General features: G+C 61.0%; 20 protein-coding genes. 15 read left to right on the forward strand and 5 right to left on the reverse strand.

Annotation, left to right across the window (positions count from 1 at the left end; all coding sequences use genetic code 11):
- Positions 1 to 711: 711 nt before the first annotated feature.
- Positions 712 to 1,668, forward strand: coding sequence for a DMT family transporter (locus EKA13_RS18950; RefSeq protein WP_065760838.1), 957 nt, complete (start codon positions 712 to 714; stop codon positions 1,666 to 1,668).
- Between the two features lies 1 nt (position 1,669).
- Here EKA13_RS18950 and EKA13_RS18955 read toward each other — a convergent pair whose 3' ends face one another.
- On the reverse strand, positions 1,670 to 3,064 hold the full coding sequence (locus tag EKA13_RS18955; RefSeq protein ID WP_065760839.1) for a class II fumarate hydratase: 1,395 nt from the start codon (positions 3,062 to 3,064) through the stop codon (positions 1,670 to 1,672).
- A 155-nt stretch (positions 3,065 to 3,219) separates the two neighbouring features.
- Between EKA13_RS18955 and EKA13_RS18960 the strand changes: the two genes are divergently transcribed.
- The 7 genes from EKA13_RS18960 to EKA13_RS18990 all read left to right on the forward strand — a co-directional run bounded on the left by EKA13_RS18960 (position 3,220) and on the right by EKA13_RS18990 (position 10,950).
- Complete coding sequence (locus EKA13_RS18960; RefSeq protein ID WP_065760840.1) at positions 3,220 to 3,744, forward strand: DUF2059 domain-containing protein; 525 nt, start codon at positions 3,220 to 3,222, stop codon at positions 3,742 to 3,744.
- A gap of 12 nt (positions 3,745 to 3,756) precedes the next feature.
- Positions 3,757 to 4,056: a BolA family protein gene (locus EKA13_RS18965; protein ID WP_065760841.1), complete on the forward strand. Its 300-nt coding sequence runs from the start codon at positions 3,757 to 3,759 to the stop codon at positions 4,054 to 4,056.
- Positions 4,057 to 4,163: 107 nt separating this feature from the next.
- Positions 4,164 to 5,102 (forward strand): oxygen-dependent tRNA uridine(34) hydroxylase TrhO, encoded by a 939-nt coding sequence (gene trhO / locus EKA13_RS18970; protein ID WP_065760842.1) that lies wholly within the window; start codon positions 4,164 to 4,166, stop codon positions 5,100 to 5,102.
- A 2-nt stretch (positions 5,103 to 5,104) separates the two neighbouring features.
- Entirely contained in the window at positions 5,105 to 5,737 is a 633-nt protein-coding gene (locus EKA13_RS18975; protein ID WP_065760843.1) for a DsbA family protein, read from the forward strand.
- Positions 5,730 to 7,562, forward strand: coding sequence for an ABC transporter ATP-binding protein (locus EKA13_RS18980; protein ID WP_065760844.1), 1,833 nt, complete (start codon positions 5,730 to 5,732; stop codon positions 7,560 to 7,562). Before EKA13_RS18975 ends, EKA13_RS18980 begins: the two co-directional genes overlap by 8 nt.
- 101 nt (positions 7,563 to 7,663) lie before the next feature.
- Complete coding sequence (locus EKA13_RS18985) at positions 7,664 to 10,123, forward strand: EAL domain-containing protein (RefSeq protein ID WP_065760845.1); 2,460 nt, start codon at positions 7,664 to 7,666, stop codon at positions 10,121 to 10,123.
- 32 nt (positions 10,124 to 10,155) lie between these two features.
- Complete coding sequence (locus EKA13_RS18990) at positions 10,156 to 10,950, forward strand: iron-containing redox enzyme family protein (protein WP_065760846.1); 795 nt, start codon at positions 10,156 to 10,158, stop codon at positions 10,948 to 10,950.
- Between the two features lie 3 nt (positions 10,951 to 10,953).
- Here EKA13_RS18990 and EKA13_RS18995 read toward each other — a convergent pair whose 3' ends face one another.
- From EKA13_RS18995 to EKA13_RS19010, 4 genes are read right to left on the reverse strand one after another with little or no spacing between them, the layout of a single operon-like run.
- On the reverse strand, positions 10,954 to 11,694 hold the full coding sequence (locus tag EKA13_RS18995) for a YciK family oxidoreductase (protein WP_065760847.1): 741 nt from the start codon (positions 11,692 to 11,694) through the stop codon (positions 10,954 to 10,956).
- A 25-nt stretch (positions 11,695 to 11,719) separates the two neighbouring features.
- Positions 11,720 to 12,391, reverse strand: a complete 672-nt coding sequence (gene mupP, locus EKA13_RS19000; protein WP_065760848.1) for an N-acetylmuramic acid 6-phosphate phosphatase MupP — start codon at positions 12,389 to 12,391, stop codon at positions 11,720 to 11,722.
- Between the two features lie 2 nt (positions 12,392 to 12,393).
- On the reverse strand, positions 12,394 to 13,092 hold the full coding sequence (ubiG, locus tag EKA13_RS19005; RefSeq protein ID WP_065760849.1) for a bifunctional 2-polyprenyl-6-hydroxyphenol methylase/3-demethylubiquinol 3-O-methyltransferase UbiG: 699 nt from the start codon (positions 13,090 to 13,092) through the stop codon (positions 12,394 to 12,396).
- A 60-nt stretch (positions 13,093 to 13,152) separates the two neighbouring features.
- Positions 13,153 to 14,484, reverse strand: a complete 1,332-nt coding sequence (locus EKA13_RS19010; RefSeq protein WP_065760850.1) for a TRZ/ATZ family hydrolase — start codon at positions 14,482 to 14,484, stop codon at positions 13,153 to 13,155.
- Positions 14,485 to 14,592: 108 nt separating this feature from the next.
- Here EKA13_RS19010 and mtnA point away from each other — a divergent pair, with 108 nt between their 5' ends.
- The 7 genes from mtnA (at position 14,593) to rpsA (ending at position 25,641) form a co-directional block, all read left to right on the forward strand.
- Positions 14,593 to 15,669: an S-methyl-5-thioribose-1-phosphate isomerase gene (gene mtnA / locus EKA13_RS19015; protein ID WP_065760851.1), complete on the forward strand. Its 1,077-nt coding sequence runs from the start codon at positions 14,593 to 14,595 to the stop codon at positions 15,667 to 15,669.
- 269 nt (positions 15,670 to 15,938) lie between these two features.
- A complete protein-coding gene (gene gyrA / locus EKA13_RS19020) occupies positions 15,939 to 18,602 on the forward strand; it encodes a DNA gyrase subunit A (RefSeq protein ID WP_065760852.1) in 2,664 nt (887 codons plus the stop codon).
- A 93-nt stretch (positions 18,603 to 18,695) separates the two neighbouring features.
- Positions 18,696 to 19,781 (forward strand): 3-phosphoserine/phosphohydroxythreonine transaminase, encoded by a 1,086-nt coding sequence (serC, locus tag EKA13_RS19025; protein WP_065760856.1) that lies wholly within the window; start codon positions 18,696 to 18,698, stop codon positions 19,779 to 19,781.
- Positions 19,781 to 20,875, forward strand: a complete 1,095-nt coding sequence (pheA, locus tag EKA13_RS19030) for a prephenate dehydratase (protein WP_065760853.1) — start codon at positions 19,781 to 19,783, stop codon at positions 20,873 to 20,875. Before serC ends, pheA begins: the two co-directional genes overlap by 1 nt.
- 73 nt (positions 20,876 to 20,948) lie before the next feature.
- Positions 20,949 to 23,156: a bifunctional prephenate dehydrogenase/3-phosphoshikimate 1-carboxyvinyltransferase gene (locus EKA13_RS19035; protein WP_065760857.1), complete on the forward strand. Its 2,208-nt coding sequence runs from the start codon at positions 20,949 to 20,951 to the stop codon at positions 23,154 to 23,156.
- Positions 23,153 to 23,842: a (d)CMP kinase gene (cmk, locus tag EKA13_RS19040; protein ID WP_065760854.1), complete on the forward strand. Its 690-nt coding sequence runs from the start codon at positions 23,153 to 23,155 to the stop codon at positions 23,840 to 23,842. Before EKA13_RS19035 ends, cmk begins: the two co-directional genes overlap by 4 nt.
- A 122-nt stretch (positions 23,843 to 23,964) precedes the next feature.
- Complete coding sequence (gene rpsA, locus EKA13_RS19045; RefSeq protein ID WP_065760855.1) at positions 23,965 to 25,641, forward strand: 30S ribosomal protein S1; 1,677 nt, start codon at positions 23,965 to 23,967, stop codon at positions 25,639 to 25,641.
- Positions 25,642 to 25,929: the final 288 nt, after the last annotated feature.

Here is a 25,929-nt window from a genome sequence, read left to right on the forward strand (position 1 = left end):
CCGCTTCAAGCTTGAACTCGTTCGAATAAGAATTTCGCATCGGAACATCCTCTGATATGGGCGCCATCATAGCGCCCGATCAAAGTGTCCAAAATCATTAGGCCAGTTCAGGCTTGCCCGCGATACAAACGCCGCGAACCCACTGACACCCCACCGACGCCATCGCAGGCAAGCCAGCCCCAACAGAGCCCACGCAGCCTGTAGGAGCCGGGCTTGCCCGCGATGCAGACACCGCGAACTCACGGACACCCCACCGACGCCATCGCAGGCAAGCCAGCTCCAACAGAGCCCGCGCAACCTGTAGGAGCCGGGCTTGCCCGCGATACAAACGCCGCGAACTCACGGACACCCCACCGACGCCATCGCAGGCAAGCCTGCCCCAACAGAGCCCGCGTAACCTGTAGGAGCCGGGCTTGCCCGCGATGCAGACGCCGCGAACCCACGGACACCCCACCGACGCCATCGCAGGCAAGCCTGCTCCAACAGAGCCCACGTAACCTGTAAGAGCCTGGCTTGCCCGCGATACAAACGCCGCGAAACCACGGACACCCCGCCTGCCCCAACAAAGGTCGCGCAGGCTGTACGCGCCGCATACTTGCAGGCTTTCATGGAATGAGATGCTGAATTCTTTTCCATATCTGTAACTGTGTAAGTTGCGGTGACCGCCGTAGAATCAAGCCTCCCCCCACCACAGGGTTTTTCGAGGCGGTCATGCATATTTCTTCCGGACGCTGGGTCTACGGTCTGTTCCTGGCGTTGTTGACGGCCGTGCTCTGGGGCATCCTTCCGATCAAGCTCAAGCAGGTGTTGCTGGTGATGGACCCGGTCACTGTCACCTGGTTCCGCCTGCTGGTTTCTGGTGGCCTGCTGCTGGCCTTTCTTGGCGCCACGCGGCGTCTGCCGTCCGTGCGTGCCCTGGGGAGAAACGGGCGTTTTCTGCTGTTGCTCTGCGTAGGCGGGCTGGTCGGCAACTATGTGCTCTACCTGATCGGTCTGAACATACTCAGCCCCGGCACGGCGCAACTGATGATCCAGATGGGGCCGGTGCTACTGTTGATCAGTAGTGTTGTGGTTTTCAAGGAACGTTTCAGCCTGGGGCAGGGGATCGGCCTGGTCATTCTGCTGCTGGGCTTCGGGTTGTTCTTCAATCAGCGCCTGGACGAACTGCTGACCTCCTTGGGGACCTACACCAAGGGCATTCTGATTATCCTGCTGGCCGCTGCGGTGTGGACGTTCTATGCCTTGGGCCAGAAGCAGTTACTCACCGTGTGGAGCTCGCCACAGGTGATGATGGTGATCTACCTGATCTGTGCCTTGATCCTGACGCCATGGGCACACCCACTGGAGGCGCTGCAACTGAGCCCGCTGCAAGGCTGGTTGCTGTTGGCCTGTTGCCTGAACACGCTGGTTGCCTACGGTGCCTTTGCTGAAGCGTTGGCCCACTGGGAAGCATCGCGGGTCAGTGCGACCCTGGCGATCACCCCGCTGGTGACGTTCGGCTGTGTTGCCCTGGCGGCCATGCTCTGGCCAGGTTATGTACAACCCGAGCAGATCAATGGCCTGGCGTACATCGGTGCCGTGATCGTGGTGCTTGGCTCGGTGCTGATTGCGCTGGGGCCGTCACTGATTGCCGGTTGGCGTGCCAGGCGCGTGCGCCTGGCACGCTGACTCAGCCGTTGTCGCCCGCATCGAGCATGTGTTCGGGCCGTACCCATTGGTCGAACTGCTGGTCGCTGACATAGCCCAGCGCCAGTGCGGCCTCGCGCAAGGTACTGCCTTCGGCATAGGCCTTTTTGGCAATCTCGGCGGCTTTGTCGTAGCCGATGTGCGGGTTCAGCGCCGTCACCAGCATCAGCCCACGTTCCAGGTGGTCGGCCATCTGCTGAGGATCCGGCTCAAGCCCGGCAATACAGTGCTGCTGGAAGTTATGGCAGCCGTCGGCCAGCAGTTCGATCGACTGCAGCAGGTTATGGATGATCACCGGCTTGAACACGTTGAGCTGAAGGTGCCCCTGGCTGGCGGCAAAGCCTATCGCGGCGTCGTTGCCCAGCACCTGGCAGGCCAGCATCGACAGCGCCTCGCATTGGGTCGGGTTGACCTTGCCGGGCATGATCGAGCTGCCCGGCTCGTTGGCCGGCAATCGCACTTCCGCCAGCCCGGTGCGCGGGCCGGAGCTGAGCAAGCGCAAATCGTTGGCCAGTTTCATCAGGGTGATCGCCAGGGTTTTCAGCGCCCCGGCCAGGAGCGTCAGTGGTTCATGCCCGGCCAGCGCGGCGAATTTGTTCGGTGCGCTGACGAAGGGCAGCCCGGCCAGGGCCGCAAGCTCTGCGGCGATGGCTTCGGCAAAGCCTTTCGGCGCGTTCAGGCCGGTACCGACTGCCGTGCCACCCTGTGCCAGCTCGTAGACTGCCGGCAGTGCCGAGCGGATCGCTCGTTGTGCGTAGTCGAGCTGGGCGACATAGGCCGACAGTTCCTGGCCGAAGGTAATCGGTGTGGCGTCCATCATGTGGGTGCGTCCGGTCTTGACCAGGTGCTGATGACGCACTGACTGTTCTGCCAGGCCCGCAGCCAGTTCGCTGATCGCCGGCAGTAGTCGCGCGTGTACTGCCTGTGCTGCGGCGATGTGCATGGCGGTGGGGAAACAGTCGTTGGAGCTCTGCGAGCGGTTGACGTGGTCGTTGGGGTGGACCGGCGCTTTCCCCCCTCGGCCCTGGCCGGCAAGTTCGTTGGCGCGGCCGGCTATCACCTCGTTGACGTTCATGTTGCTCTGGGTGCCGCTACCGGTCTGCCAGACCATCAGCGGAAACTGCTCGTCGTGTTGCCCGGCCAGTACCTCGTCAGCGGCTTGTTCAATCAGCCGGGCAACGTCGGCTGGCAGGTTGCCGTTACGCACGTTGACCCGGGCGGCCGCCTTCTTGATCAGCGCCAGGGCGTGCAGGACAGCCAGCGGCATCCGTTCCTTGCCAATTGCGAAGTTGATCAGCGAGCGCTGCGTCTGGGCGCCCCAGTAGGCCTGATCCGGAACTTCGACCGTTCCCAGGCTGTCTGTCTCGTTACGGCTCATGCTGCGGTCACTCCTTTGTCGTCTGATTCCGCAGTTTAGGTCCTGATTCGACACGGCGGTTTCTTTACGTGTCGATCCACTTGAGCGCTCAGCCCGAGTCGGCGCAGAATGCTCTACTCTGAGGTGCCACCTCTTCCGACAATTAAGGATTTCCGATGACCCGTCTTCGCGCCCTTTGCACCGCAGTTGTACTGGTTTGTGCCAGCGGTCAGGTGCTTGCCGATACTGCCAGCCACAATGCCAGCGCCGAAGCCTTCCTTAAGCTGGCGCACGCCGACAAGCTCGGAACCCCGGTCTACATGCAAGTGCAGCAGATGTTCGCCCAGCGCTTTGAACAGACCAAGGCACCTGCTTCGAAAAAGGCTGTGCTGGACAGCTACCAGGCCAAGGCCAATGCCGCCCTTGACCAGGCGATCGGCTGGAACAAGCTCAAGCCCGATATGGTTAAGCTCTACACCAGCACCTTCAGCGAAAGCGAGCTGAAAGACCTGGTGAAGTTCTATGAGTCGCCACTGGGCAAGAAAGTCCTGGAAAAAATGCCGATGGTCACCCAGCAGTCGGCTCAGTTGACCCAGCAGAAACTGGAAAGCGCAGTACCGGTGGTCAACAAGCTGCTGTCTGACATGACCACCGAACTGGACCCGTCCGCGGGCAAGGCCGCGCCGGCCAAGAAGCCTTAAGCGGAGCCCGTCATGTCGATGCAGCAACGAATTGAGCAAAGCCTGGCCGCCCTGGCCCCGCAGCACCTTGAAGTGCGTGACGAAAGCCACATGCACAGCCGTGGCCAGGAAACCCACTACAAGGCGATTTTGGTCAGTGAGCAGTTCGAGGGGCTGAACAGCGTCAAGCGCCACCAGAAGGTGTACGCCACCCTGGGCGAGTTGATGAGCCAGTTCCACGCCTTGGCCTTGCATACCTACACGCCGCAGGAGTGGGAAAAGGTCGGTGCAGCCCCGGCCTCGCCAACCTGTGCCGGTGGTAGCAAACACTGATTTTGCTGCCGGGTTTTTGTTAGAATGTGCAACGCGCCGCTCGTCGGCGCGTTTTTTTTGACACCCGGTTCGTCCTTTGCGAGGACAGCCACCTGGAGAATCAAGGCATGACCCAAGCTATCGTCGTGGCGGCGCTGTACAAATTCGTTACCCTCGAAGATTACGTCGAGCTGCGTGAACCGCTGCTCGAAACGATGACCACCAATGGCGTCAAAGGCACCCTGTTGCTGGCTGAAGAAGGCATCAACGGTACGGTGTCCGGTACCCGTGAAGGCATCGATGGCCTGCTGGCCTGGTTGCGCAGCGATGCGCGCCTGGTAGACATCGACCACAAAGAGTCCTACTGCGATGAACAGCCGTTCTACCGCACCAAGGTCAAACTGAAGAAAGAGATCGTCACCCTGGGTGTGCCGGGCGTCGACCCGAACAAGAAGGTCGGTACCTACGTCGAGCCCAAGGACTGGAACGCACTGATCAGCGATCCGGAAGTGCTGTTGATCGATACCCGTAACGATTACGAAGTGTCCATCGGCACCTTTGAAGGGGCGATCGACCCGAAAACCACGACCTTCCGTGAGTTTCCCGAGTACATCAAGGCCAACTTCGACCCAAGCCGTCACAAGAAAGTCGCCATGTTCTGCACCGGCGGCATTCGCTGTGAAAAAGCCTCCAGCTACATGCTCGGCGAGGGGTTCGAAGAGGTCTATCATCTCAAGGGTGGCATCCTCAAATACCTTGAGGAAGTGCCGCAGGAAGAGAGCCGCTGGGAGGGCGAGTGCTTCGTCTTCGACAACCGGGTCACCGTTCGTCATGACCTGAGCGAAGGCGATTATGACCAGTGCCACGCCTGCCGCACGCCGATCAGTGTGGAAGACCGTGCTTCGGAGCACTACTCGCCAGGTATCAGCTGCCCGCACTGCTGGGACAGCCTGAGCGAGAAGACGCGCCGCAGCGCCATCGACCGGCAGAAGCAGATCGAACTGGCCAAGGCCCGCAACCAGCCGCACCCGATTGGCCATAATTACCGCAAAGCTGCCGAGGTTTGATGATGTCCGCTCGCCTGCTCTATGTGATGGACCCGATGTGCTCCTGGTGCTGGGGTTTTGCACCAGTGGCCGAGGCCCTGATCGCCCAGGCGCAGGCGGCGGGGGTGCCGACCCATCTGGTGGTCGGTGGCCTGCGTAGCGGTAGCAGCGCACTTGATGTGTCTACCCGACGCTACATCCTTGAGCACTGGCAAGCGGTGCACGAAGCGACTGGTCAGCCGTTTCGCATTGAAGGGGCGATGCCCGAGGGTTTCGTCTACGACACCGAACCTGCGTGCCGCGCCTTGGTGACGGCGCGCAGCCTTGACCCGCAACGCGCCTGGGGCCTGCTCACGCTTATCCAGCAGGCCTTCTATGAGCGCAGCGAAGATGTCACCCGCGCGCCGCAATTGGTCGAACTGGCTACCCAGGCAGGCTTTGAGCGTGCGGTGTTCTCCGAGCGCTTCACCAGCGCCGAACAACGCCAGGCCACGGCTGCCGATTTCGTCTGGGTGCAGGATTTGGGTATTGCCGGTTTCCCGACCCTGCTGGCCGAGCGCAATGGCCAGTTGGCGCTGCTGACCAACGGCTACCAGCCTCAAGACGCATTGGCGCCGTTGCTCGGTCGTTGGTTGGAGCGTGCCGCTCATGCTTGACCTGCCGGGCTCACCCGACCCGGTGCCGGGTTCACCGGCAAGTCATGGCGATCGTCTGAGCTGGGCTGAAATTCGTCGCCTGGCACTGCAACACAAAAAAGCCCTGTGGATCGCCAATGGCGTTGCCGTGCTGGCGGCGCTGTGCAGTGTGCCGATCCCGCTGCTGCTGCCGCTGCTCGTCGACGAAGTGCTGCTGGGGCATGGCGACGCCGCGCTGAAATGGATGAATCAGTTTCTGCCGCAGGCTTGGCACGTGCCCGCTGGCTATATCGGCCTGATGCTCCTGGCGACCCTGTGCCTGCGGGTATTCGCGCTGGCATTCAACGTGGTTCAGGCCAGGCTGTTTGCCGGCTTGGCCAAAGACATCGTCTACCGCTTGCGTATCCGCCTGATCGAGCGGCTCAAGCGCATCTCCCTGAGCGAGTACGAAAGCCTTGGCAGCGGAACGGTCACGACGCACCTGGTGACCGACCTCGACACCCTGGACAAGTTTGTCGGTGAAACCCTCAGCCGCTTCCTGGTGGCGGTACTGACCTTGACCGGTACGGCCGGCATCCTGATCTGGATGCATTGGCAGTTGGCGCTATTGATCCTGCTGTTCAACCCGTTGGTGATTTTTGCCACCGTGCAATTGGGCAAGCGGGTCAAGCACCTGAAAAAACTGGAGAACGACAGCACCTCGCGGTTTACCCAGGCGCTGGCCGAAACGCTGGATGCCATTCAGGAAATTCGAGCCGGTAACCGTCAGGGCTATTTCCTTGGGCGACTGGGGGTACGTGCCCAGGAGGTTCGCAACTATGCCGTCGCCTCGCAGTGGAAGAGTGACGCCAGTGGGCGTGCCAGTGGCCTGTTGTTCCAGTTTGGTATCGATATTTTCCGCGCGGCGGCAATGCTCACCGTGCTGTTCTCCGACCTTTCCATTGGCCAGATGCTGGCCGTGTTCAGCTACCTGTGGTTCATGATCGGGCCGGTAGAGCAGTTATTGAACCTGCAATACGCCTACTACGCCGCTGGCGGTGCGCTGACCCGCATCAACGAACTGCTGGCGCGTGACGATGAACCGCAGTTTGCCGGGGGCGTCGACCCGTTCAAGGGCCGTGACACCGTTGGCATCGACGTGCGCGGCCTGCGTTTTGCCTACGGCGAGGAGCCTGTGCTCGACCAGCTCAACCTGTCGATCGCACCCGGCGAAAAAGTGGCGATAGTCGGTGCCAGCGGTGGCGGCAAGAGCACCCTGGTGCAGTTGTTGCTGGGGCTCTACACACCGCAAGCCGGGACGATCCGCTTCGGTGGCGCGACCTTGCAGGAAATTGGTCTGGAAACCTTGCGTGAGCAGGTGGCCGTGGTTTTGCAGCACCCCTCGCTGTTCAACGACACCGTGCGCGCCAACCTGACCATGGGCCGCGACTGCACCGACGAAGCATGCTGGCAGGCATTGGGCATTGCCCAGCTCGATAGCACTATTGCTGCACTGCCTCAGGGCCTGGACAGCGTGGTAGGGCGCTCCGGGGTACGCCTGTCCGGTGGGCAGCGTCAGCGTCTGGCCATTGCCCGGATGGTACTGGCCGAGCCCAAGGTGGTTATCCTCGATGAAGCCACGTCGGCCCTGGACGCGGCGACCGAGTACAACCTGCATCAGGCCCTGGCCCGTTTTCTCAGTGCCCGCACAACCTTGATCATCGCCCACCGCCTGTCGGCGGTGAAGCAGGCAGACCGTGTTCTGGTGTTTGATGGGGGGCATGTTGCCGAGGACGGTTGCCATCAGCAGCTCATCGCTGATGGCGGTTTATACGCCAAACTGTATGGGCATCTGCAACAAAGTTGAGCGGGAAAAGCGAATTTTGAGGTAAAGGCCATTTGCCCTGGTGGCAAATATCCTAGTCTGTTGTAGGTTTAGACTCATACGGCTCTGCAACAAGGGACCTCATGAAGGGAAAACGGACTCTCGAAGCGCCAAAGTTGCTGGGCATCATTTGGCCATTTGTCGCGGTCGTGCTGTTTCAGGCGTTGCTAGGAAGCATCAGCCTTTACGCGCTCTCGGCTGTGCGTGGTTACGTGGGTGGCGAAAGCCTCTGGTCCAAGGGCCAGAAGGACGCCATCTACTACCTTACGCTGTATGCCGACAGTGGCGATCAGGCGGCGTTCGAGAAGTACCAGCGGGCTATCGCCGTGCCCATGGGGGGGCATGAGTTGCGCACCGCACTGGATTTGCCGACACCGGACATCGCAGCGGCTCGCAAGGGCATGTTGCAGGGTGGCAACCACCCCGATGACGTCTCCAGTGTGATCTGGTTGTACCTGAATTTTCGTCATGTCAGTTACCTGGAAAAGGCCATTCAACTGTGGGCCGTCGGCGATGGCTTCGTGCAGCAACTCGACACTCTTGCCCAGGAAATACGCCAAGGCTTTGCGCGTGGTAAGGCCTCGGCCAGGAAAGTGGCTGACTGGAAGGCCAGGATTGCCTCGATCAATGAGGGCGTGGCGCCGGCCGCCAAGGCGTTCAGCGATGCCTTGAGCGAAGGCTCGCGGGTGCTCCTGCGCCTGTTGCTGTTCATCAACGTGGCGACCGCATTGTTCCTGATTGCCCTGGCTTGGAAGCGCTCGCACAAGCTGCTGGTTCAGCGCCAAGCCTTTGCCAGTGCGCTGCAGGTTGAAAAAGAGCGTGCGCAAGTCACCCTGGCGTCGATTGGCGATGGTGTGATAACCACCGACGTCGATGGTTGTATTACCTACATGAACCCGGCTGCCGAGCAGTTGACCCACTGGGATGCCCAGCAGGCGCAGGGCTTGCCCTTGGCGGCACTGTTCAATCTGCTTGATGAGCATGCCGAGAAGGACAGCCTGACGCTGATTGAGCACATTCTCAACGGCACCCTGCATGAAGGCGGTGAGCATGCCAAGCTGATTCAGCGGCTTGATGGCAGCACCGTTTCCGTCGCCCTGGTGGGCGCGCCGATACTCAACGAAGGGCGTATCAGTGGCGTTGTAGTAGTGCTGCATGACATGACCCAGGAGCGCCAATACATTGCCAACCTGTCCTGGCAGGCCACCCATGACGCCCTGACAGGGTTGGCCAACCGCCGGGAATTCGAGTTCCGTCTGGAGCAGGCGCTCGCAGGCCTGAGCCGAAGTACGGCGCGCCATTCATTACTGTTCCTGGACCTGGATCAGTTCAAGCTGGTCAACGACACCTCTGGCCATGCGGCGGGTGATGAGTTGCTGCGGCACATTTGTGCCTTGCTTCAGGGTGGGTTGCGTGAAGGGGATACCTTGGCGCGTCTCGGGGGGGATGAGTTCGGCATCCTGCTGGAAAACTGCCCGCCGGAACAGGCCGAGCGCATTGCCGAAAACCTTCGTCAGACAGTGCAGAGCCTGCATTTTGTCTGGAAAGGACGCCCGTTCATGACCACGGTCAGTATTGGCCTGGTTCCCCTCAGCCAGCCTCCGGCTACCCTGGAAGCGTCATTACGGGCCGCGGACATGGCGTGTTATATGGCCAAGGAGAAGGGGCGTAACCGCGTTCAGGTCTACCATGCCGACGACACCGAGTTGTCCATGCGCGTTGGTGAAATGGCCTGGATTCAGCGTTTGCACGTCGCATTGGAAGAAAACCGCTTTTGCCTTTACTCCCAGGAAATTGCTGCACTGGGTGAGCCTGGCAATGCCGGTGGGCACCTTGAGATTCTTCTGCGGCTGCACGATGAGAGTGGGCGCACCATCCTGCCGGACAGCTTTATCCCGGCCGCCGAACGATACGGGTTGATGACCGCGCTGGACCGTTGGGTCGTGCGCAACGTGTTTCAGGTGATTCGCGAAGCCCTGGACAGGCCGCGCCAAGGGCCGTTGGCCATGTGCGCGATCAACCTGTCCGGGAGCAGTATCGGCGACGACAACTTCCTTGAATACCTGCACCGCATGTTCAGCGAGTTTTCGATTCCACCGCAGTTGGTCTGCTTTGAAATCACTGAAACCAGTGCCATTGCCAACCTGGGTAGCGCCATTCGTTTCATCAACGACTTGAAGGGGTTGGGCTGCAGGTTCTCGCTTGATGACTTCTGCGCAGGCATGTCGTCGTTCGCATATTTGAAACATTTGCCAGTAGACTTCCTTAAGATCGACGGAAGTTTTGTCAAGGACATGCTGGATGACCCGATTAATCGGGCGATGGTCGAAGTGATCAACCACATTGGCCATGTCATGGGCAAACGCACGATCGCCGAGTTCGTCGAAACCCCGCTGATTGAACAGGCCTTGCGGGAAATTGGCGTGGACTATGCCCAGGGGTACCTCATCGAGCGTCCGACAGTGTTTTCGTGCGACAGCCTGCAGCGCAAACGTTCGCCGGAGCGCCCTCAGATGATGAAGGCGCCAGGAACGTTTCGCTGAACATTAACAATCACAAGGAAAAGGAGCTGATAGTGAATGATGCATTTGTTCGAATCGGTCCGTTGATGGATCCCGCCAGTTACCCGCTCTGGGCCCAACAGTTGATTGAAGCCTGCAGCGAAAGTAAGCGAAAGGTTGTCGAGCACGAGCTTTACCAGCGCATGCGAGATAACCGCTTGGGGGCTCGAACGATGCGTCAGTACCTGATTGGTGGCTGGCCGGTGGTTGAACAGTTCGCCCTGTACATGGCGCAGAACCTGACCAAGACCCGCTTTGCCCGCCATCCCGGTGAGGACCTGGCGCGCCGCTGGCTGATGCGCAACATTCGCGTCGAACTCAATCATGCTGATTATTGGCTGAACTGGTGCCATGCCCATGGCGTCAGCCTCGACGACTTGCAGGCGCAGCAGGTGCCAACAGAGCTGCAGGCGTTGAGCCACTGGTGCTGGCACACCAGCTCGGCAGACCCGCTGATCATCGCGATTGCAGCGACCAACTATGCCATTGAAGGGGCTACCGGTGAGTGGTCGGCCTTGGTCTGCTCTACCGGTGCCTATGCCGAGGCGTTCCCGGAAGCGCAGCGCAAGCGCGCTATGAAGTGGCTGAATCTGCACGCTCAGTATGACGATGCGCACCCATGGGAGGCGCTGGAGATCATCTGCACGCTGGCCGGCAACAACCCGTCCAGGGCCTTGCAGGCCGAGCTGCGGCAGGCCATCTGCAAGAGTTACGAATACATGTACCTGTTCCTTGAGCGCTGCATGCAAATGGAAGTGTCGCATGAGCGCCAGAGCCCCCGCGAACGGATGGCTCTGGTGCAAGGCTGAAGCTTACTGCGCGTCGAACGCCTGGCCGTTGATGCCGGCGCTGTCCGGGCCCATCAGGTACAGATACACTGGCATGATATCGGCCGGCAGCGGATTGCTTTCGGGGTTTTCGCCCGGGTAGGCCTGGGCGCGCATGCTGGTGCGGGTTGCGCCTGGGTTGACACTGTTGGCGCGCACAGGGGCAACGCCCTCCAGCTCATCTGCCAGGGTTTGCATCAGGCCCTCGGTGGCGAACTTCGACACGCCATAGGCGCCCCAGTAGGCGCGGCCTTTGCGGCCAACACTGCTGGAGGTGAAGATCACCGAAGCGTCCTCCGACAGCTTCAACAGTGGCAGCAGGGTGCTGGTCAGCATGAACGTGGCGTTCACGTTGATGTGCATCACCCGCATGAAGTTGTCGCCAGACAGCTGTTCAATCGGTGTCCGCGGGCCAATGATCGAGGCGTTGTGCAGCAGGCCGTCGAGCCGACCGAACTCATTCTCGATCATCACCGCCAGTTCGTCGTACTGGTGTGGAAGCGCCGTTTCCAGGTTGAACGGAATGACCACCGGTTGTGGATGCCCGGCCGCTTCGATTTCGTCATAGACCTGGGTCAGGTTGGCTTCGGTCTTGCCCAGCAGCAGCACCGTCGCACCGTGGGCAGCGAAGCTCTTGGCGGCGGCTGCGCCGATGCCGCGACCGGCGCCGGTGACAAGGATGACCCGGTCTTTGAGCAGGTCGGGGCGGGCGGAGTAGTCGAACATGGTGTTTACCTCTAAATAGTCGCTATCAGCAGCCGCAGAGTGCGCTGTCGATCACCTTGCGCAGTTCCAGTGGATGGTCGACCACCACGTCCGCACCCCAGTTGTTCGGGTTGTCTTCGGGGTGGATATAGCCATAGCGCACGGCAGCGGTGCGGGTGCCGGCATCGCGTCCCGACTCGATGTCACGCAGGTCGTCGCCCACGAACAGCACGCTGGCCGGGTCCAGGTTCAGGGTTTTACAGGCCAGGATCAGTGGCTCTGGATCGGGCTTGCTGTTCTTCACGTGGTCCGGGCAGATCAGCAGCGCCGAACGCTCGGCCAGGCCGAGTTGTTGCATGATGGGCTCGGCGAAGCGCACGGGCTTGTTGGTGACCACACCCCACAGCAAGTTGCCTTTTTCGATGTCGGCCAGCAATTCGGCCATGCCGTCGAACAGGCAGCTGTGGACCGCGCAGTTGGCCTGGTAGCGCTCAAGGAACTCCAGGCGCAGTGCTTCGAACGCCGCGTCGGCTGGGTCCAGTGCGAAGGTTGCCGAGACCATGGCCCGGGCACCACCGGAAATCACGTCACGAACTCTCTGTTCGTCTACAGGGGGCAGGCCGCGGTCGGCCAGCATGGCCTGGCAGATGGCGACGAAGTCCGGCGCCGTATCCAGCAAGGTGCCATCCATGTCAAAAAGTACGGCTCGCAAACGCATGCTCATTCCTCGCGCAGGGTTTGAATCATGTAGTTGACGTCGACATCGGCCGCCAGCTTGTAATGCTTGGTCAGCGGGTTGTAGGTCAGGCCGATGATGTCCTTGACGCTCAGGCCGGCTTCACGGCTCCAGGCGCCCAGTTCCGAAGGGCGGATGAACTTCTTGAAGTCATGGGTGCCGCGCGGCAGCAACTTCATGATGTACTCGGCGCCAATGATCGCAAACAGGTACGCCTTGGGGTTGCGGTTGATGGTCGAGAAAAATACCTGGCCACCCGGTTTGACCATGCGGTAGCAGGCGCGGATCACCGAGGATGGGTCAGGGACGTGCTCCAGCATCTCCAGGCAGGTGACCACGTCAAACTGGCCTGGCATTTCCTCGGCCAGGGCCTCGGCGGTGATCTGCCGGTACTCAACGTTCACGCCCGATTCCAACTGGTGCAGTTGGGCGACGGCCAGTGGTGCCTCACCCATGTCGATACCGGTGACGGTCGCGCCGCGCTGGGCCATGGATTCGCTGAGAATGCCGCCGCCGCAGCCAACGTCGAGCACCTTCTTGCCGGCCAGCTTGACGCGCTCGTCAATCCAGTTGACCCGTAGCGGGTTGATGTCGTGCAGCGGTTTGAACTCGCTTTCGCGGTCCCACCAGCGGTGGGCGAGGGCTTCGAATTTGGCGATTTCAGCGTGGTCGACGTTGCTCATGGAACAGTCCTCTGAAGCTTCAATAATACGTTACGGGTCGGCAGCGGGGCTGGCGACGGGTTATTCGTGATGGCCGCCAATGCGCTGGCCCCAGGCGCGGGCTGTGCTACTCAGGGCCTGTTCGTCCAGGCGCGTCAGGCGCCGCTCGTCCAGCAGTTGCTTGCCGTTGACCCAGACATGCTTCACGCAGTCACGGCCGCAGGCGTAGATCAGTTGCGAAACCGGGTCGTAGACCGGCTGTTGAGCCAGGCCCGAAAGATCGAAGGCGGCCAGGTCGGCGGCCTTGCCCAGCTCCAGTGAGCCGGTAATCGCATCAAGGCCCAGTGCGCGTGCGCCATTGAGGGTCGCCATGCGCAGGGCTCGGTGTGCGTCCAGTGCGGTGGCCGAGCCAGCCACTGCCTTGGCCAACAGGGCCGCAGTGCGGGTTTCGCCGAGCAGGTCGAGATCGTTGTTGCTGGCCGCGCCGTCGGTTCCAACGGCGACGTTGACGCCGGCTTGCCACAGGCGTTCGACCGGGCAGAAGCCGCTGGCCAGTTTCAGGTTCGATTCCGGGCAGTGGACAACGTTGGTGTTGCTTTCTACCAGCAGCGCCAGGTCTTCGTCGCTGACCTGGGTCATGTGTACCGCCTGCAGGCGCGGGCCAAGCAGGCCGAGGCGGGCCAGGCGTGCCAGAGGGCGCTCGCCACGCTGCTCCAGCGACTGCTGGACCTCAAAGGCGGTTTCCTGGATATGCATGTGAATCGGCGCGTCCAGTTCCTCGGCGATCACCCGGATTTTCTCCAGGTTCTCGTCGCTCACCGTGTAAGGCGCGTGCGGGCCGAAGGCCACGGTAATGCGGGGATGGTGGCGCAGGTCGCCGAACAGCTCGACCCCCTGGTGCAGCGCTTCATCGGTGCTGCGTGCGCCAGGAATCGGGAAGTCCAGCAGGGGAATGGCGATCTGGGCGCGAATGCCGCTCTCGTGTACGCGCTCGCTGGCAATCTTCGGGAAAAAGTACATGTCCGAGAAGCAGGTGATGCCGCCCTTGAGCTGCTCGGCGATAGCCAGGTCGGTACCGTCGCGCACGAAGGCTTCGTCGACCCAGCGGCTCTCGGCCGGCCAGATGTGCTTTTCGAGCCAGGTCATCAACGGCAGGTCGTCGGCCAGACCACGGAACAGGGTCATTGCCGCGTGGCCGTGTGCGTTGATCAGGCCGGGGCTGAGCAGGCAGCCTGGCAACTCGCGGATCTCCCCGGCGCCGTGGCGCAGGGCGTCTTCGCGTGGGCCCACGAAGGCGATCTTGCCGTCACGGATGCCCAGGCCGTAGTCCTTGAACACCACCCCGGCCGGTTCGACGGGCACCAGCCAGGTTGGCAGGAGCAACAGGTCGAGGGGGGTGGCAAGCTTGGGCATGGCAGAAAATCCAAGGGCTAAAGGAGTAAGGGCGAAGTATACCCGAGCGCCCGCGCCTGGGGATCGTTATAATCATTCGCTTTTGATGTCTGAATGGTGGGGTGAGGCATGCGCGATCGACTGTTGGCTGCAGAGAAGGTAAAGGCCATCGATTGGCGAGACGGTGCCTTGTACCTGCTCGACCAGCGCATCCTGCCAGCGGAGGAAACCTGGCTGGCGTATACCGATGCGCGCGGCGTGGCCGAGGCGATTCGTTCCATGGTGGTGCGTGGCGCACCTGCAATTGGCATCAGCGCTGCCTATGGCATCGTTTTGGCAGTGCGTCAGCGCCTGGCCGTCGGTGGCGACTGGAAAGCGGCGCTGGAAGAAGATTTCACTGTTCTGGCCGAGTCGCGGCCAACCGCAGTCAACCTGTTTTGGGCGCTGAACCGCATGCGCGAGCGCCTGGAACGCCTGAAAAGCACCGATGACCCGCTCGCGCTCATGGAGGCTGAGGCTATCGCGATTCACGAAAGTGACCGCGAGGCCAACCTGACCATGGCTCAGCTGGGTGTCGAGCTGATTCGCAAGCATCAGGGCAGCGAGCAGGCGGTACTGACCCACTGCAACACGGGTGCGCTGGCAACGGGTGGTTTTGGTACTGCGCTGGGGGTGATTCGCGGTGCCTGGCTGGAGGGTATGATCGAGCGCGTCTACGCCGATGAAACCCGGCCCTGGTTGCAGGGCTCGCGGCTGACCGCCTGGGAACTGTCCAACGAAGGCATTCCGGTGACCCTGAATGCCGATTCGGCAGCGGCTCACCTCATGAAGACCAAGGGCATTACCTGGGTCATCGTCGGGGCAGACCGCATCACTGCCAATGGCGACGTGGCGAACAAGATCGGTACCTACCAACTGGCGGTCAACGCCATGCACCATGGTGTGCGTTTCATGGTGGTGGCGCCGAGCTCGACCATCGACATGAGCCTGGCCAGTGGCGATGACATCCCGATCGAAGAGCGTGCCGGCAGTGAGTTGCTGGACGTCGGCGGGCAGCGCGTCGGCGCCGATGTCGATGCCTTCAACCCGGTATTCGACGTGACCCCGGCGGACCTTATCGACGCCATCGTCACCGAGAAAGGCATCGTCGAGCGCCCGGATACCGCGAAAATGGCCCAATTGATGTGCCGCAAGCGCCTGCATTGACTGAGTGGCCCTTGGCGGCCTTTATCGTCGCGGGTGCTAGGGTGCCTGCACCAGCGACGCTTTGCCGTACTCCCAAGCCCTCGGCGACTGTGGTAACATCCGACGGTTTCCAAGACCGCTCAATTTGGCTGTCTTTACTGCGCAGATCCATGGCTTAACTCGTTGATTTGTCGTAAGTCGTTGCAGGGCAGCAGCTTTGCGGCGGCGAGCTTCGTTCGTCCGATCATGGATGTGACGGAGTTTCACCAGAAAAAGGAATCAGGCTTCTCATGGGCGAACTGGCCAAAGAAATCCTCCCGGTCAATATCGAAGACGAACTGAGACAGTCCTACCTCGACTACGCGATGAGCGTCATTGTCGGGCGAGCACTGCCCGATGCGCGTGATGGCTTGAAGCCCGTGCATCGTCGTGTTCTGTTTGCGATGAGCGAGCTGGGTAACGACTGGAACAAACCGTACAAGAAATCTGCCCGTGTGGTCGGTGACGTGATCGGTAAGTATCACCCTCACGGTGACATGGCGGTCTACGACACCATCGTACGTATGGCTCAGCCTTTCTCCCTGCGCTACCTGCTGGTCGACGGCCAGGGCAACTTCGGTTCGGTCGACGGCGACAACGCAGCCGCGATGCGTTACACCGAAGTGCGCATGACCAAGCTGGCCCACGAGCTGCTGGCCGACCTGCACAAGGAAACCGTCGACTGGGTGCCCAACTACGACGGCACCGAGCAGATCCCGGCGGTCATGCCGACCCGTATCCCGAACCTGCTGGTCAACGGTTCCAGCGGTATCGCCGTGGGCATGGCAACCAACATTCCTCCGCACAACCTGGGCGAAGTCATCGACGGTTGCCTGGCGCTGATCGATAACGCGGACATCACGGTCGATGAACTGATGCAGTTCATCCCGGGTCCGGACTTCCCGACCGCGGCCATCATCAACGGCCGTGCCGGCATCATCGAGGCCTACCGCACGGGCCGTGGCCGCATCTACATGCGCGCCCGCTCCACAGTCGAAGACATCGACAAGGTCGGTGGTCGTCAGCAGATCGTGGTCACCGAGCTGCCGTATCAGCTGAACAAGGCGCGGTTGATCGAAAAGATCGCCGAGCTGGTCAAGGAAAAGAAACTCGAAGGTATCACCGAGCTGCGTGACGAGTCCGACAAGGACGGTATGCGCATCGTGATCGAGCTGCGTCGTGGCGAGGTGCCTGAGGTCATTCTCAACAACCTCTATGCCCAGACCCAGCTGCAAAGCGTGTTCGGCATCAACGTTGTCGCGCTGATCGACGGCCAGCCAAAGGTTCTGAACCTCAAGGACCTGCTCGAGGCGTTCGTCCGTCACCGCCGCGAAGTGGTTACCCGTCGTACCGTATTCGAGCTGCGCAAGGCGCGTGAACGTGGCCATATCCTTGAAGGCCAGGCGGTTGCCCTGTCCAACATCGACCCGGTCATCGCCTTGATCAAGGCATCGCCAACCCCGTCCGAGGCCAAGGAAGCGCTGATCAGCACCCCTTGGGAGTCCAGTGCCGTGCAGGTCATGGTCGAGCGCGCTGGCGCCGATTCCTGCCGTCCGGAAACCCTCGACGAGCAATATGGCCTGCGCGACGGCAAGTACTTCCTGTCGCCTGAACAGGCTCAGGCGATCCTTGACCTGCGTCTGCACCGCCTGACAGGCCTGGAGCACGAGAAGCTGCTGGCCGAGTACCAGGAGATTCTCAACCAGATCGGCGAGCTGATCCGCATCCTCAACAGTGCCGAGCGCCTGATGGAAGTGATCCGCGAAGAGCTGGAACTGATCCGTGCCGAATACGGCGACGTGCGCCGCACCGAAATTCTCGACGCGCGCCTCGATCTGACCCTGGGTGACATGATTCCGGAAGAAGACCGGGTTGTGACCATCTCCCATGGCGGCTACGCCAAGACCCAGCCGCTGGCGGCCTACCAGGCCCAGCGTCGCGGCGGCAAAGGCAAGTCGGCGACCGGCGTCAAGGACGAGGACTACATCTCGCACCTGCTGGTTGCCAACAGCCACACCACGCTGCTGCTGTTCTCCAGCAAGGGCAAGGTGTACTGGCTGAAAACCTACGAAATCCCTGAGGCCTCGCGTGCCGCCCGCGGTCGTCCGCTGGTCAACCTGCTGCCGCTGGATGAGGGTGAGCACATCACCACCATGCTGCCGGTCGAGGAATACACCGAAGGCCACTTCATCTTCATGGCGACCGCCAACGGTACCGTGAAGAAGACCCCGCTGGAGCAGTTCAGCCGTCAGCGCAGCGTTGGCCTGATCGCGCTGGAGCTGGACGAGGGCGATATCCTGATTTCCGCTGCCATTACCGATGGCGAGCGTGAGGTCATGCTGTTCTCCGACGCGGGCAAGGTGACACGCTTCAAAGAGTCCGACGTACGTGCCATGGGCCGTACCGCGCGCGGTGTGCGCGGCATGCGTCTGGGCGAAGGTCAGAAACTGATCTCGATGATCATTCCGGAGGAGGGCAGTCAGATCCTCACCGCGTCCGAGCGTGGCTACGGCAAGCGTACGGCGATCACCGAGTTCCCAGAGTACAAGCGCGGTGGCCAGGGTGTAATCGCCATGGTCAGCAACGAGCGTAACGGCCGCCTGGTCGGTGCAGTTCAGGTGCAGGACGGTGAGGAAATCATGCTGATTTCCGACCAGGGCACCTTGGTGCGCACCCGTGTCAGCGAAGTGTCCAGCCTGGGTCGTAATACCCAGGGCGTAACCTTGATCAAACTGGCGAGCGACGAGACCCTGGTGGGCCTTGAGCGCGTGCAGGAGCCTTCCGAAGAGGAAGGTGACGAGGAAGGTTTCGAAGGTGAAGCCGACACCGCCGTCGATGCAGATGCAGATGCAGACGTTGATACCGACGTTGATGCTGGCGCTGACGCGGACGCAGAAGAAGCGCCGCAGGAATAGTGTAAACGCGGATTTTATGTGGGAGGGCCTGCGGGGCTGGTAATCGGCCTCGCAGCGAATCCCGCAGACATCAAGAGCAGAGCGAGAGTGGATGTGAGCAAACGAGCCTTTAACTTCTGCGCAGGCCCTGCTGCGCTTCCTGATGCTGTGCTGCAGCGTGCCCAGGCCGAGATGCTGGACTGGCACGGCAAAGGCCTGTCGGTCATGGAAATGAGCCACCGTAGCGACGACTACGTGGCCATCGCCGAGAAAGCCGAGCAGGATCTGCGTGATCTGCTCTCTGTTCCCTCCAACTACAAGGTCCTGTTCCTGCAGGGCGGTGCCAGTCAGCAATTCGCTGAGATTCCACTGAACCTGCTGCCCGAGGGTGGCACTGCGGACTACGTGGAAACCGGCATCTGGTCGAAGAAGGCGATTGAAGAAGCGCGCCGCTTCGGTCACGTCAATGTTGCTGCCACCGCCAAGCCATACGATTACCTGGCCATCCCTGGGCAGAACGAGTGGAACCTGACCAAGGACGCCGCCTACCTGCACTACGCCTCCAACGAAACCATCGGCGGCCTGCAGTTCGACTGGGTTCCGCAAACCGGTGACGTGCCGCTGGTGGTCGACATGTCTTCGGACATCCTTTCGCGCCCGATCGACGTCTCGCAGTTCGGCATGATCTATGCCGGTGCGCAGAAAAACATCGGCCCGAGCGGTCTGGTGGTGGTCATCGTTCGTGAAGACCTGCTGGGCCATGCCCGCAGCAGCTGCCCGACCATGCTCGACTACAAGGTCGCAGCCGACAACGGCTCGATGTACAACACCCCGGCGACCTACTCCTGGTACCTCTCCGGGCTGGTCTTCGAATGGCTCAAGGAGCAGGGTGGTGTCGAGGCCATGGAGCGTCGTAACCGGGCGAAGAAAGACCGCCTGTACGGCTTCATCGACAGCAGCGCGTTCTACACCAACCCGATTGCGCACAATGCCCGTTCCTGGATGAACGTACCGTTCCGCCTGGCGGACGAGCGTTTGGACAAAGCCTTCCTGGCCGGTGCTGATGCCCGTGGCCTGCTCAACCTCAAGGGCCATCGCTCGGTAGGCGGCATGCGTGCGTCGATCTACAACGCACTGGGCCTTGAAGCGATCGAGGCACTGGTGGCCTACATGGCTGAATTCGAGAAGGAACACGCCTGATGTCCGAACAGGAGCTCAAGGCGCTGCGCGTGCGCATTGACAGCCTCGACGAGAAAATCCTCGAGCTGATCAGCGACCGCGCGCGTTGCGCCCAGGAAGTTGCACGGGTCAAGATGGCGTCCCTGAGCGAAGGCGAAACCCCGGTGTTCTATCGTCCCGAGCGTGAAGCACAAGTGCTCAAGCGGGTGATGGAGCGTAACCCGGGGCCGCTGGGTAACGAGGAAATGGCGCGCTTGTTCCGCGAAATCATGTCCTCCTGCCTGGCCCTGGAGCAGCCGCTAAAAGTGGCTTACCTCGGCCCAGAGGGCACCTTCACCCAGGCAGCGGCCCTGAAGCACTTTGGCCATGCCGTGATCAGCAAGCCAATGGCGGCAATCGACGAGGTGTTCCGCGAGGTTGCAGCCGGTGCCGTGAACTTCGGTGTCGTCCCGGTGGAAAACTCCACCGAGGGTGCGGTCAACCACACTCTGGACAGCTTCCTCGAACACGACATGGTGATCTGTGGTGAAGTCGAGCTGCGTATTCACCACCACCTGCTGGTGGGCGAGAATACCAAGACCGACAGCATCAGCCGTATCTACTCCCATGCCCAGTCGCTGGCCCAGTGCCGCAAGTGGCTGGATGCGCACTACCCGAACGTCGAGCGCGTTGCTGTATCGAGCAACGCCGAGGCGGCCAAGCGGGTCAAGGGCGAATGGAACTCCGCGGCAATTGCCGGTGACATGGCGGCTGGGCTCTATGGCCTGACCCGTCTGGCGGAAAAAATCGAAGACCGCCCGGACAACTCCACGCGCTTCTTGATGATCGGTAACCAGGAAGTCCCGCCGACGGGCGACGACAAGACCTCGATCATCGTCTCGATGAGCAACAAGCCGGGTGCGCTGCATGAACTGCTGGTGCCGTTCCACGAGAACGGTATCGACCTGACCCGCATCGAAACCCGTCCGTCGCGCAGCGGCAAATGGACCTACGTCTTCTTCATCGACTTCGTCGGGCACCACCGCGATCCGCTGATCAAGGCCGTGCTGGAGAAGATCAGCCAGGAGGCGGTGGCCCTGAAAGTACTGGGCTCCTATCCGAAAGCCGTACTCTGAGGTATAGCCATGCGTGATGTTCTGAACAGGGTGCCGGTTTGTGGTTGACGTGACAGTAGAAAAGGCTGAGCCCATTATTACGCGCCTGGTCGTTGTCGGCCTGGGCCTGATCGGTGGGTCCTTCGCCAAGGGCCTGCGCGAAAGCGGCCTGTGTCGTGAAGTGGTCGGGGTCGATCTCGACCCGCAGTCGCGCAAGCTGGCGGTTGAGCTGGGTGTAGTCGATCGCTGCGAAGACGACCTGGCCAAGGCCTGTGTCGGTGCCGATGTCATTCAATTGGCCGTACCGATTCTGGCCATGGAAAAGCTCCTGGCCAAACTCGCGCAGCTCGAACTGGGGCAGGCGGTACTGACAGATGTCGGTAGCGCCAAGGGCAATGTCGTGCGCGCAGCGCGCGAGGCCTTTGGCTCACGCCTGCCGAACTTCGTGCCAGGGCATCCGATTGCCGGCTCCGAGCAAAGCGGCGTCGAAGCCTCCAATGCCGAGCTGTTTCGTCGACACAAAGTCATTTTGACCCCGCTTGCCGAGACCGATCCCGCCGCCTTGGCGCTGGTTGATCGCCTCTGGCGTGCGCTGGGGGCCGACGTCGAGCACATGCAGGTCGAGCGCCACGACGAGGTGCTCGCCGCAACCAGTCATCTGCCGCACCTGTTGGCCTTTGGTCTGGTCGACTCGTTGGCAAAACGCAACGAAAACCTGGATATCTTCCGTTACGCTGCGGGTGGCTTTCGCGATTTCACGAGAATCGCCGGAAGCGACCCGGTCATGTGGCACGACATTTTCCTCGCCAACCGCGAAGCTGTTCTGCGCACACTGGATACATTTCGCAGCGACCTCGACGCCTTGCGCGATGCGGTCGATGCAGGGGACGGGCACCAGCTGTTGGGTGTGTTCACCCGCGCTCGGGTAGCTCGCGAGCATTTCAGTAAAATCCTGGCCCGCCGGGCCTATGTGGACGCTATGAACTCCAACGATCTGATTTTCCTGGCAAATCCTGGTGGTCGCCTGTCCGGCCGTATTCGCGTACCAGGCGACAAATCGATTTCCCACCGCTCGATCATGCTCGGCTCGCTGGCCGAAGGCACCACCGAGGTGGAAGGTTTCCTTGAGGGCGAAGATGCGCTGGCTACCCTGCAGGCCTTCCGTGACATGGGTGTGGTGATCGAGGGCCCGCATCACGGCCGCGTGACCATCCATGGCGTTGGCCTCAATGGCCTGAAGCCGCCACCTGGGCCGATCTACCTGGGTAACTCCGGTACCTCGATGCGCCTGCTGTCCGGTCTGCTGGCCGCGCAAAGCTTCGATACCGTACTGACCGGCGATGCCTCGCTGTCCAAGCGTCCGATGAATCGTGTGGCCAACCCGCTGCGCGAAATGGGTGCGGTCATTGAAACCGCTGCCGAAGGTCGTCCGCCGATGACCATCCGTGGTGGTCACACGCTCAAGGCGCTGAACTACACCCTGCCAATGGCCAGTGCCCAGGTGAAATCCTGCCTGCTGCTGGCGGGCCTGTATGCCGAAGGCAAGACCACCGTTACCGAACCTGCACCGACCCGCGACCATACCGAGCGCATGCTGCGTGGCTTCGGCTACCCGGTCACGGTTGAAGGGGCGACCGCATCGCTGGAGTCCGGGCACAAGCTCACTGCCACGTCGATCGAAGTGCCTGCCGACATCTCCTCGGCGGCGTTCTTCCTGGTGGCAGCGTCGATTGCCGAAGGCTCCGAGTTGCTGCTTGAACACGTTGGCATCAACCCGACCCGCACTGGTGTCATCGACATCCTGCGTTTGATGGGCGGCGACATCACCCTGGAAAACCAGCGCGAAGTCGGCGGCGAGCCTGTGGCAGACCTGCGCGTGCGTGGCGCCAAGCTCAAGGGCATCGAAATTCCTGAGGCGCTGGTACCGCTGGCCATCGACGAGTTCCCGGTATTGTTCGTGGCGGCTGCCTGTGCCGAAGGCCGTACCGTACTGCGTGGCGCCGAAGAATTGCGGGTCAAGGAATCCGACCGCATCCAGGTCATGGCCGATGGTCTGCTGACCCTGGGCGTGAAATGTGAGCCGACCCCGGATGGCATCATCATCGATGGCGGCCCTATCGGCGGTGGTGAAGTTCATGGGCACGGTGACCACCGTATCGCCATGGCCTTCAGTGTTGCCTCGCTGCGTGCAAATGCGCCGATTCGCATCCATGATTGTGCCAACGTCGCCACGTCGTTCCCGAACTTCCTGGCGCTGTGTGCCGAAGTCGGCATCCGTGTTGCTGAAGAGGGCAAGTCGTGAACCAGCAAGCACCAGTCATCGCCATCGACGGGCCTAGCGGCTCCGGCAAGGGCACCATTGCCGGGCTGCTCTCCAAGCGCCTGGGCTGGAACCTGCTCGACTCGGGCGCGCTGTACCGTTTGCTGGCCTATGCTGCTGGCAACCACGGTGTCGACCTGACCAACGAAGAACTGCTCAAGGCGTTGGCCGCTCATCTGGATGTGCAATTCATCGCTGCCAGCGATGGCCAGCCGCAGCGTATTATTCTGGAAGGTGACGACGTCAGCGATGTCATTCGCAACGAAACCGTGGGGGCGAATGCCTCCAAGGTGGCCTCACTGCCGGCCGTACGGGATGCATTGTTGCAGCGCCAGCGTGCATTCCAGGAGTCGCCGGGCCTGGTCGCTGATGGTCGTGACATGGGCACCGTGGTGTTTCCCGATGCCCCGCTGAAGATTTTCCTGACGGCCAGTGCCGAGGAGCGTGCGCGTCGACGCTACTTGCAGTTGAAGGCCAAGGGCGATGATGTTAGTCTGTCGAGTCTGCTAGATGAGATACGTGCGCGCGATGAGCGCGACACCCAGCGCGCAGTGGCCCCGCTCAAGCCGGCCCCCGACGCAATTCAGCTGGATTCCACGGAATTGTCCATCGAGCAGGTGTTGGAACGCATCATGAGTGAAGTCGCACTGCGCGACATCGCCGGGTGATCAGGGAGGTTTGCAGGTCCACCAGTCAACGTCCTGCAGGCTGCCCTTACTATGAACGAAACCCACATTGTCTGGAGTGTGGTTGCTGGGCGTCTGTTTCGCCCTAATCTACAGGAATTAAAATGAGCGAAAGCTTTGCAGAACTTTTTGAAGAAAGCCTGAAAACCCTCAACCTTCAACCAGGTGCGATCATCACCGGTATCGTTGTTGATATCGACGGTGACTGGGTTACTGTCCACGCCGGTCTGAAATCCGAGGGCGTCATCCCGCTCGAGCAGTTCTACAACGAAGCTGGCGAGCTGACCATCAAGGTCGGTGACGAAGTTCACGTTGCGCTGGACGCGGTCGAAGACGGCTTTGGCGAAACCAAACTGTCCCGTGAAAAAGCCAAGCGCGCCGAGTGCTGGATTGTTCTGGAAGCAGCTTTCGCCGCCGAAGAAGTGGTCAAGGGCGTTATCAACGGTAAAGTCAAAGGCGGCTTCACTGTTGACGTCAACGGCATCCGCGCCTTCCTGCCAGGTTCCCTGGTTGATGTCCGCCCAGTGCGCGACACCACCCACCTGGAAGGCAAAGAGCTGGAATTCAAGGTCATCAAGCTGGACCAGAAGCGCAACAACGTTGTCGTTTCCCGTCGCAGCGTCCTGGAAGCCGAAAACAGCGCCGAGCGCGAAGCTCTGCTGGAATCGCTGCAGGAAGGCCAACAAGTCAAAGGTATCGTCAAGAACCTCACCGACTACGGTGCATTCGTTGATCTGGGCGGCGTCGATGGCCTGCTGCACATCACCGACATGGCTTGGAAGCGTATCAAGCACCCATCGGAAATCGTCAACGTTGGCGACGAGATCGATGTCAAGGTTCTGAAGTACGATCGCGAGCGTAACCGCGTATCCCTGGGCCTGAAGCAACTGGGCGAAGACCCATGGGTTGCTATCAAGGCACGTTACCCAGAGAGCACCCGCGTCATGGCGCGCGTCACCAACCTGACCGACTACGGCTGCTTCGCAGAGCTGGAAGAAGGCGTGGAAGGCCTGGTACACGTTTCCGAAATGGACTGGACCAACAAGAACATCCACCCATCGAAAGTCGTTCAAGTGGGCGACGAAGTGGAAGTTATGGTTCTGGACATCGACGAAGAGCGTCGTCGTATCTCCCTGGGCATCAAACAGTGCAAGTCCAACCCATGGGAAGACTTCTCTGGCCAGTTCAACAAGGGCGACAAGATCTCCGGCACCATCAAGTCGATCACCGATTTCGGTATCTTCATTGGTCTGGACGGCGGCATCGACGGTCTGGTTCACCTGTCGGACATCTCCTGGAACGAAGTCGGCGAAGAAGCCGTACGTCGCTTCAAGAAGGGCGACGAGCTGGAAACCGTCATTCTGTCGGTTGACCCAGAGCGCGAGCGCATCTCCCTGGGCATCAAGCAGCTGGAAGACGATCCGTTCTCCAACTACGTTGCTGTCAACGACAAGGGCGCTATCGTCAAAGGTATCGTGAAAGAAGTTGACGCCAAGGGCGCTGTAGTTACCCTGGCTGACGACATCGAAGCTACTCTGAAAGCCTCCGAAATCAGCCGTGACCGCGTTGAAGACGCGCGTAACGTCCTGAAAGAAGGCGAAGAGATCGAAGCTAAGATCATCAGCGTCGACCGTAAGAGCCGCGTAATCAACCTGTCCATCAAGTCGAAAGACGATGCAGAAGAGCGCGAAGCGATCCAGAGCCTGAAAACCGCTCCAGAAGTCACTGGTGACACCACCATGGCTGCCCTGCTGCGCGAGGCAATGGCCAAGCAGAACTAAGTTCTGACTGGTTAAGAAAAAGGGCGACTTCGGTCGCCCTTTTTTGTGCCCGCAAAAAAGCACCCCTGAGCAGGTCCTTGTGGGAGCGGGCTTGCCCGCGATGGCGTCGGTGCGGTGCCAGTAAGTTCGCGGCGTCTGCATTGCAGTTCAGCCCGGCTCCTACAGCTTGCACGGCCTTTGTAGGAGCGGGCTTGCCCGCGATGGCGTCGGCGTGGTGCCAGTAAGTTCGCGGCGCCTGCATCGCGGGCAAGCCCGGCTCCTACAATCCCTGTTGGAGCTGGCTTGCCT

It is taken from the genome of Pseudomonas defluvii (assembly GCF_001695625.1).
GTDB lineage: Bacteria > Pseudomonadota > Gammaproteobacteria > Pseudomonadales > Pseudomonadaceae > Aquipseudomonas > Aquipseudomonas defluvii.

What these genes read in the sequence shown, in the direction of transcription:
- EKA13_RS18950 (WP_065760838.1), top strand. Translation starts at nt 712, where the DNA reads ATGCATATTTCTTCCGGACGCTGGGTCTACGGTCTGTTCCTGGCGTTG.
- EKA13_RS18955 (WP_065760839.1), bottom strand. Translation starts at nt 3,064, where the DNA reads ATGAGCCGTAACGAGACAGACAGCCTGGGAACGGTCGAAGTTCCGGAT.
- EKA13_RS18960 (WP_065760840.1), top strand. Translation starts at nt 3,220, where the DNA reads ATGACCCGTCTTCGCGCCCTTTGCACCGCAGTTGTACTGGTTTGTGCC.
- EKA13_RS18965 (WP_065760841.1), top strand. Translation starts at nt 3,757, where the DNA reads ATGTCGATGCAGCAACGAATTGAGCAAAGCCTGGCCGCCCTGGCCCCG.
- trhO (WP_065760842.1), top strand. Translation starts at nt 4,164, where the DNA reads ATGACCCAAGCTATCGTCGTGGCGGCGCTGTACAAATTCGTTACCCTC.
- EKA13_RS18975 (WP_065760843.1), top strand. Translation starts at nt 5,105, where the DNA reads ATGTCCGCTCGCCTGCTCTATGTGATGGACCCGATGTGCTCCTGGTGC.
- EKA13_RS18980 (WP_065760844.1), top strand. Translation starts at nt 5,730, where the DNA reads ATGCTTGACCTGCCGGGCTCACCCGACCCGGTGCCGGGTTCACCGGCA.
- EKA13_RS18985 (WP_065760845.1), top strand. Translation starts at nt 7,664, where the DNA reads ATGAAGGGAAAACGGACTCTCGAAGCGCCAAAGTTGCTGGGCATCATT.
- EKA13_RS18995 (WP_065760847.1), bottom strand. Translation starts at nt 11,694, where the DNA reads ATGTTCGACTACTCCGCCCGCCCCGACCTGCTCAAAGACCGGGTCATC.
- mupP (WP_065760848.1), bottom strand. Translation starts at nt 12,391, where the DNA reads ATGCGTTTGCGAGCCGTACTTTTTGACATGGATGGCACCTTGCTGGAT.
- ubiG (WP_065760849.1), bottom strand. Translation starts at nt 13,092, where the DNA reads ATGAGCAACGTCGACCACGCTGAAATCGCCAAATTCGAAGCCCTCGCC.
- EKA13_RS19010 (WP_065760850.1), bottom strand. Translation starts at nt 14,484, where the DNA reads ATGCCCAAGCTTGCCACCCCCCTCGACCTGTTGCTCCTGCCAACCTGG.
- mtnA (WP_065760851.1), top strand. Translation starts at nt 14,593, where the DNA reads ATGCGCGATCGACTGTTGGCTGCAGAGAAGGTAAAGGCCATCGATTGG.
- gyrA (WP_065760852.1), top strand. Translation starts at nt 15,939, where the DNA reads ATGGGCGAACTGGCCAAAGAAATCCTCCCGGTCAATATCGAAGACGAA.
- pheA (WP_065760853.1), top strand. Translation starts at nt 19,781, where the DNA reads ATGTCCGAACAGGAGCTCAAGGCGCTGCGCGTGCGCATTGACAGCCTC.
- rpsA (WP_065760855.1), top strand. Translation starts at nt 23,965, where the DNA reads ATGAGCGAAAGCTTTGCAGAACTTTTTGAAGAAAGCCTGAAAACCCTC.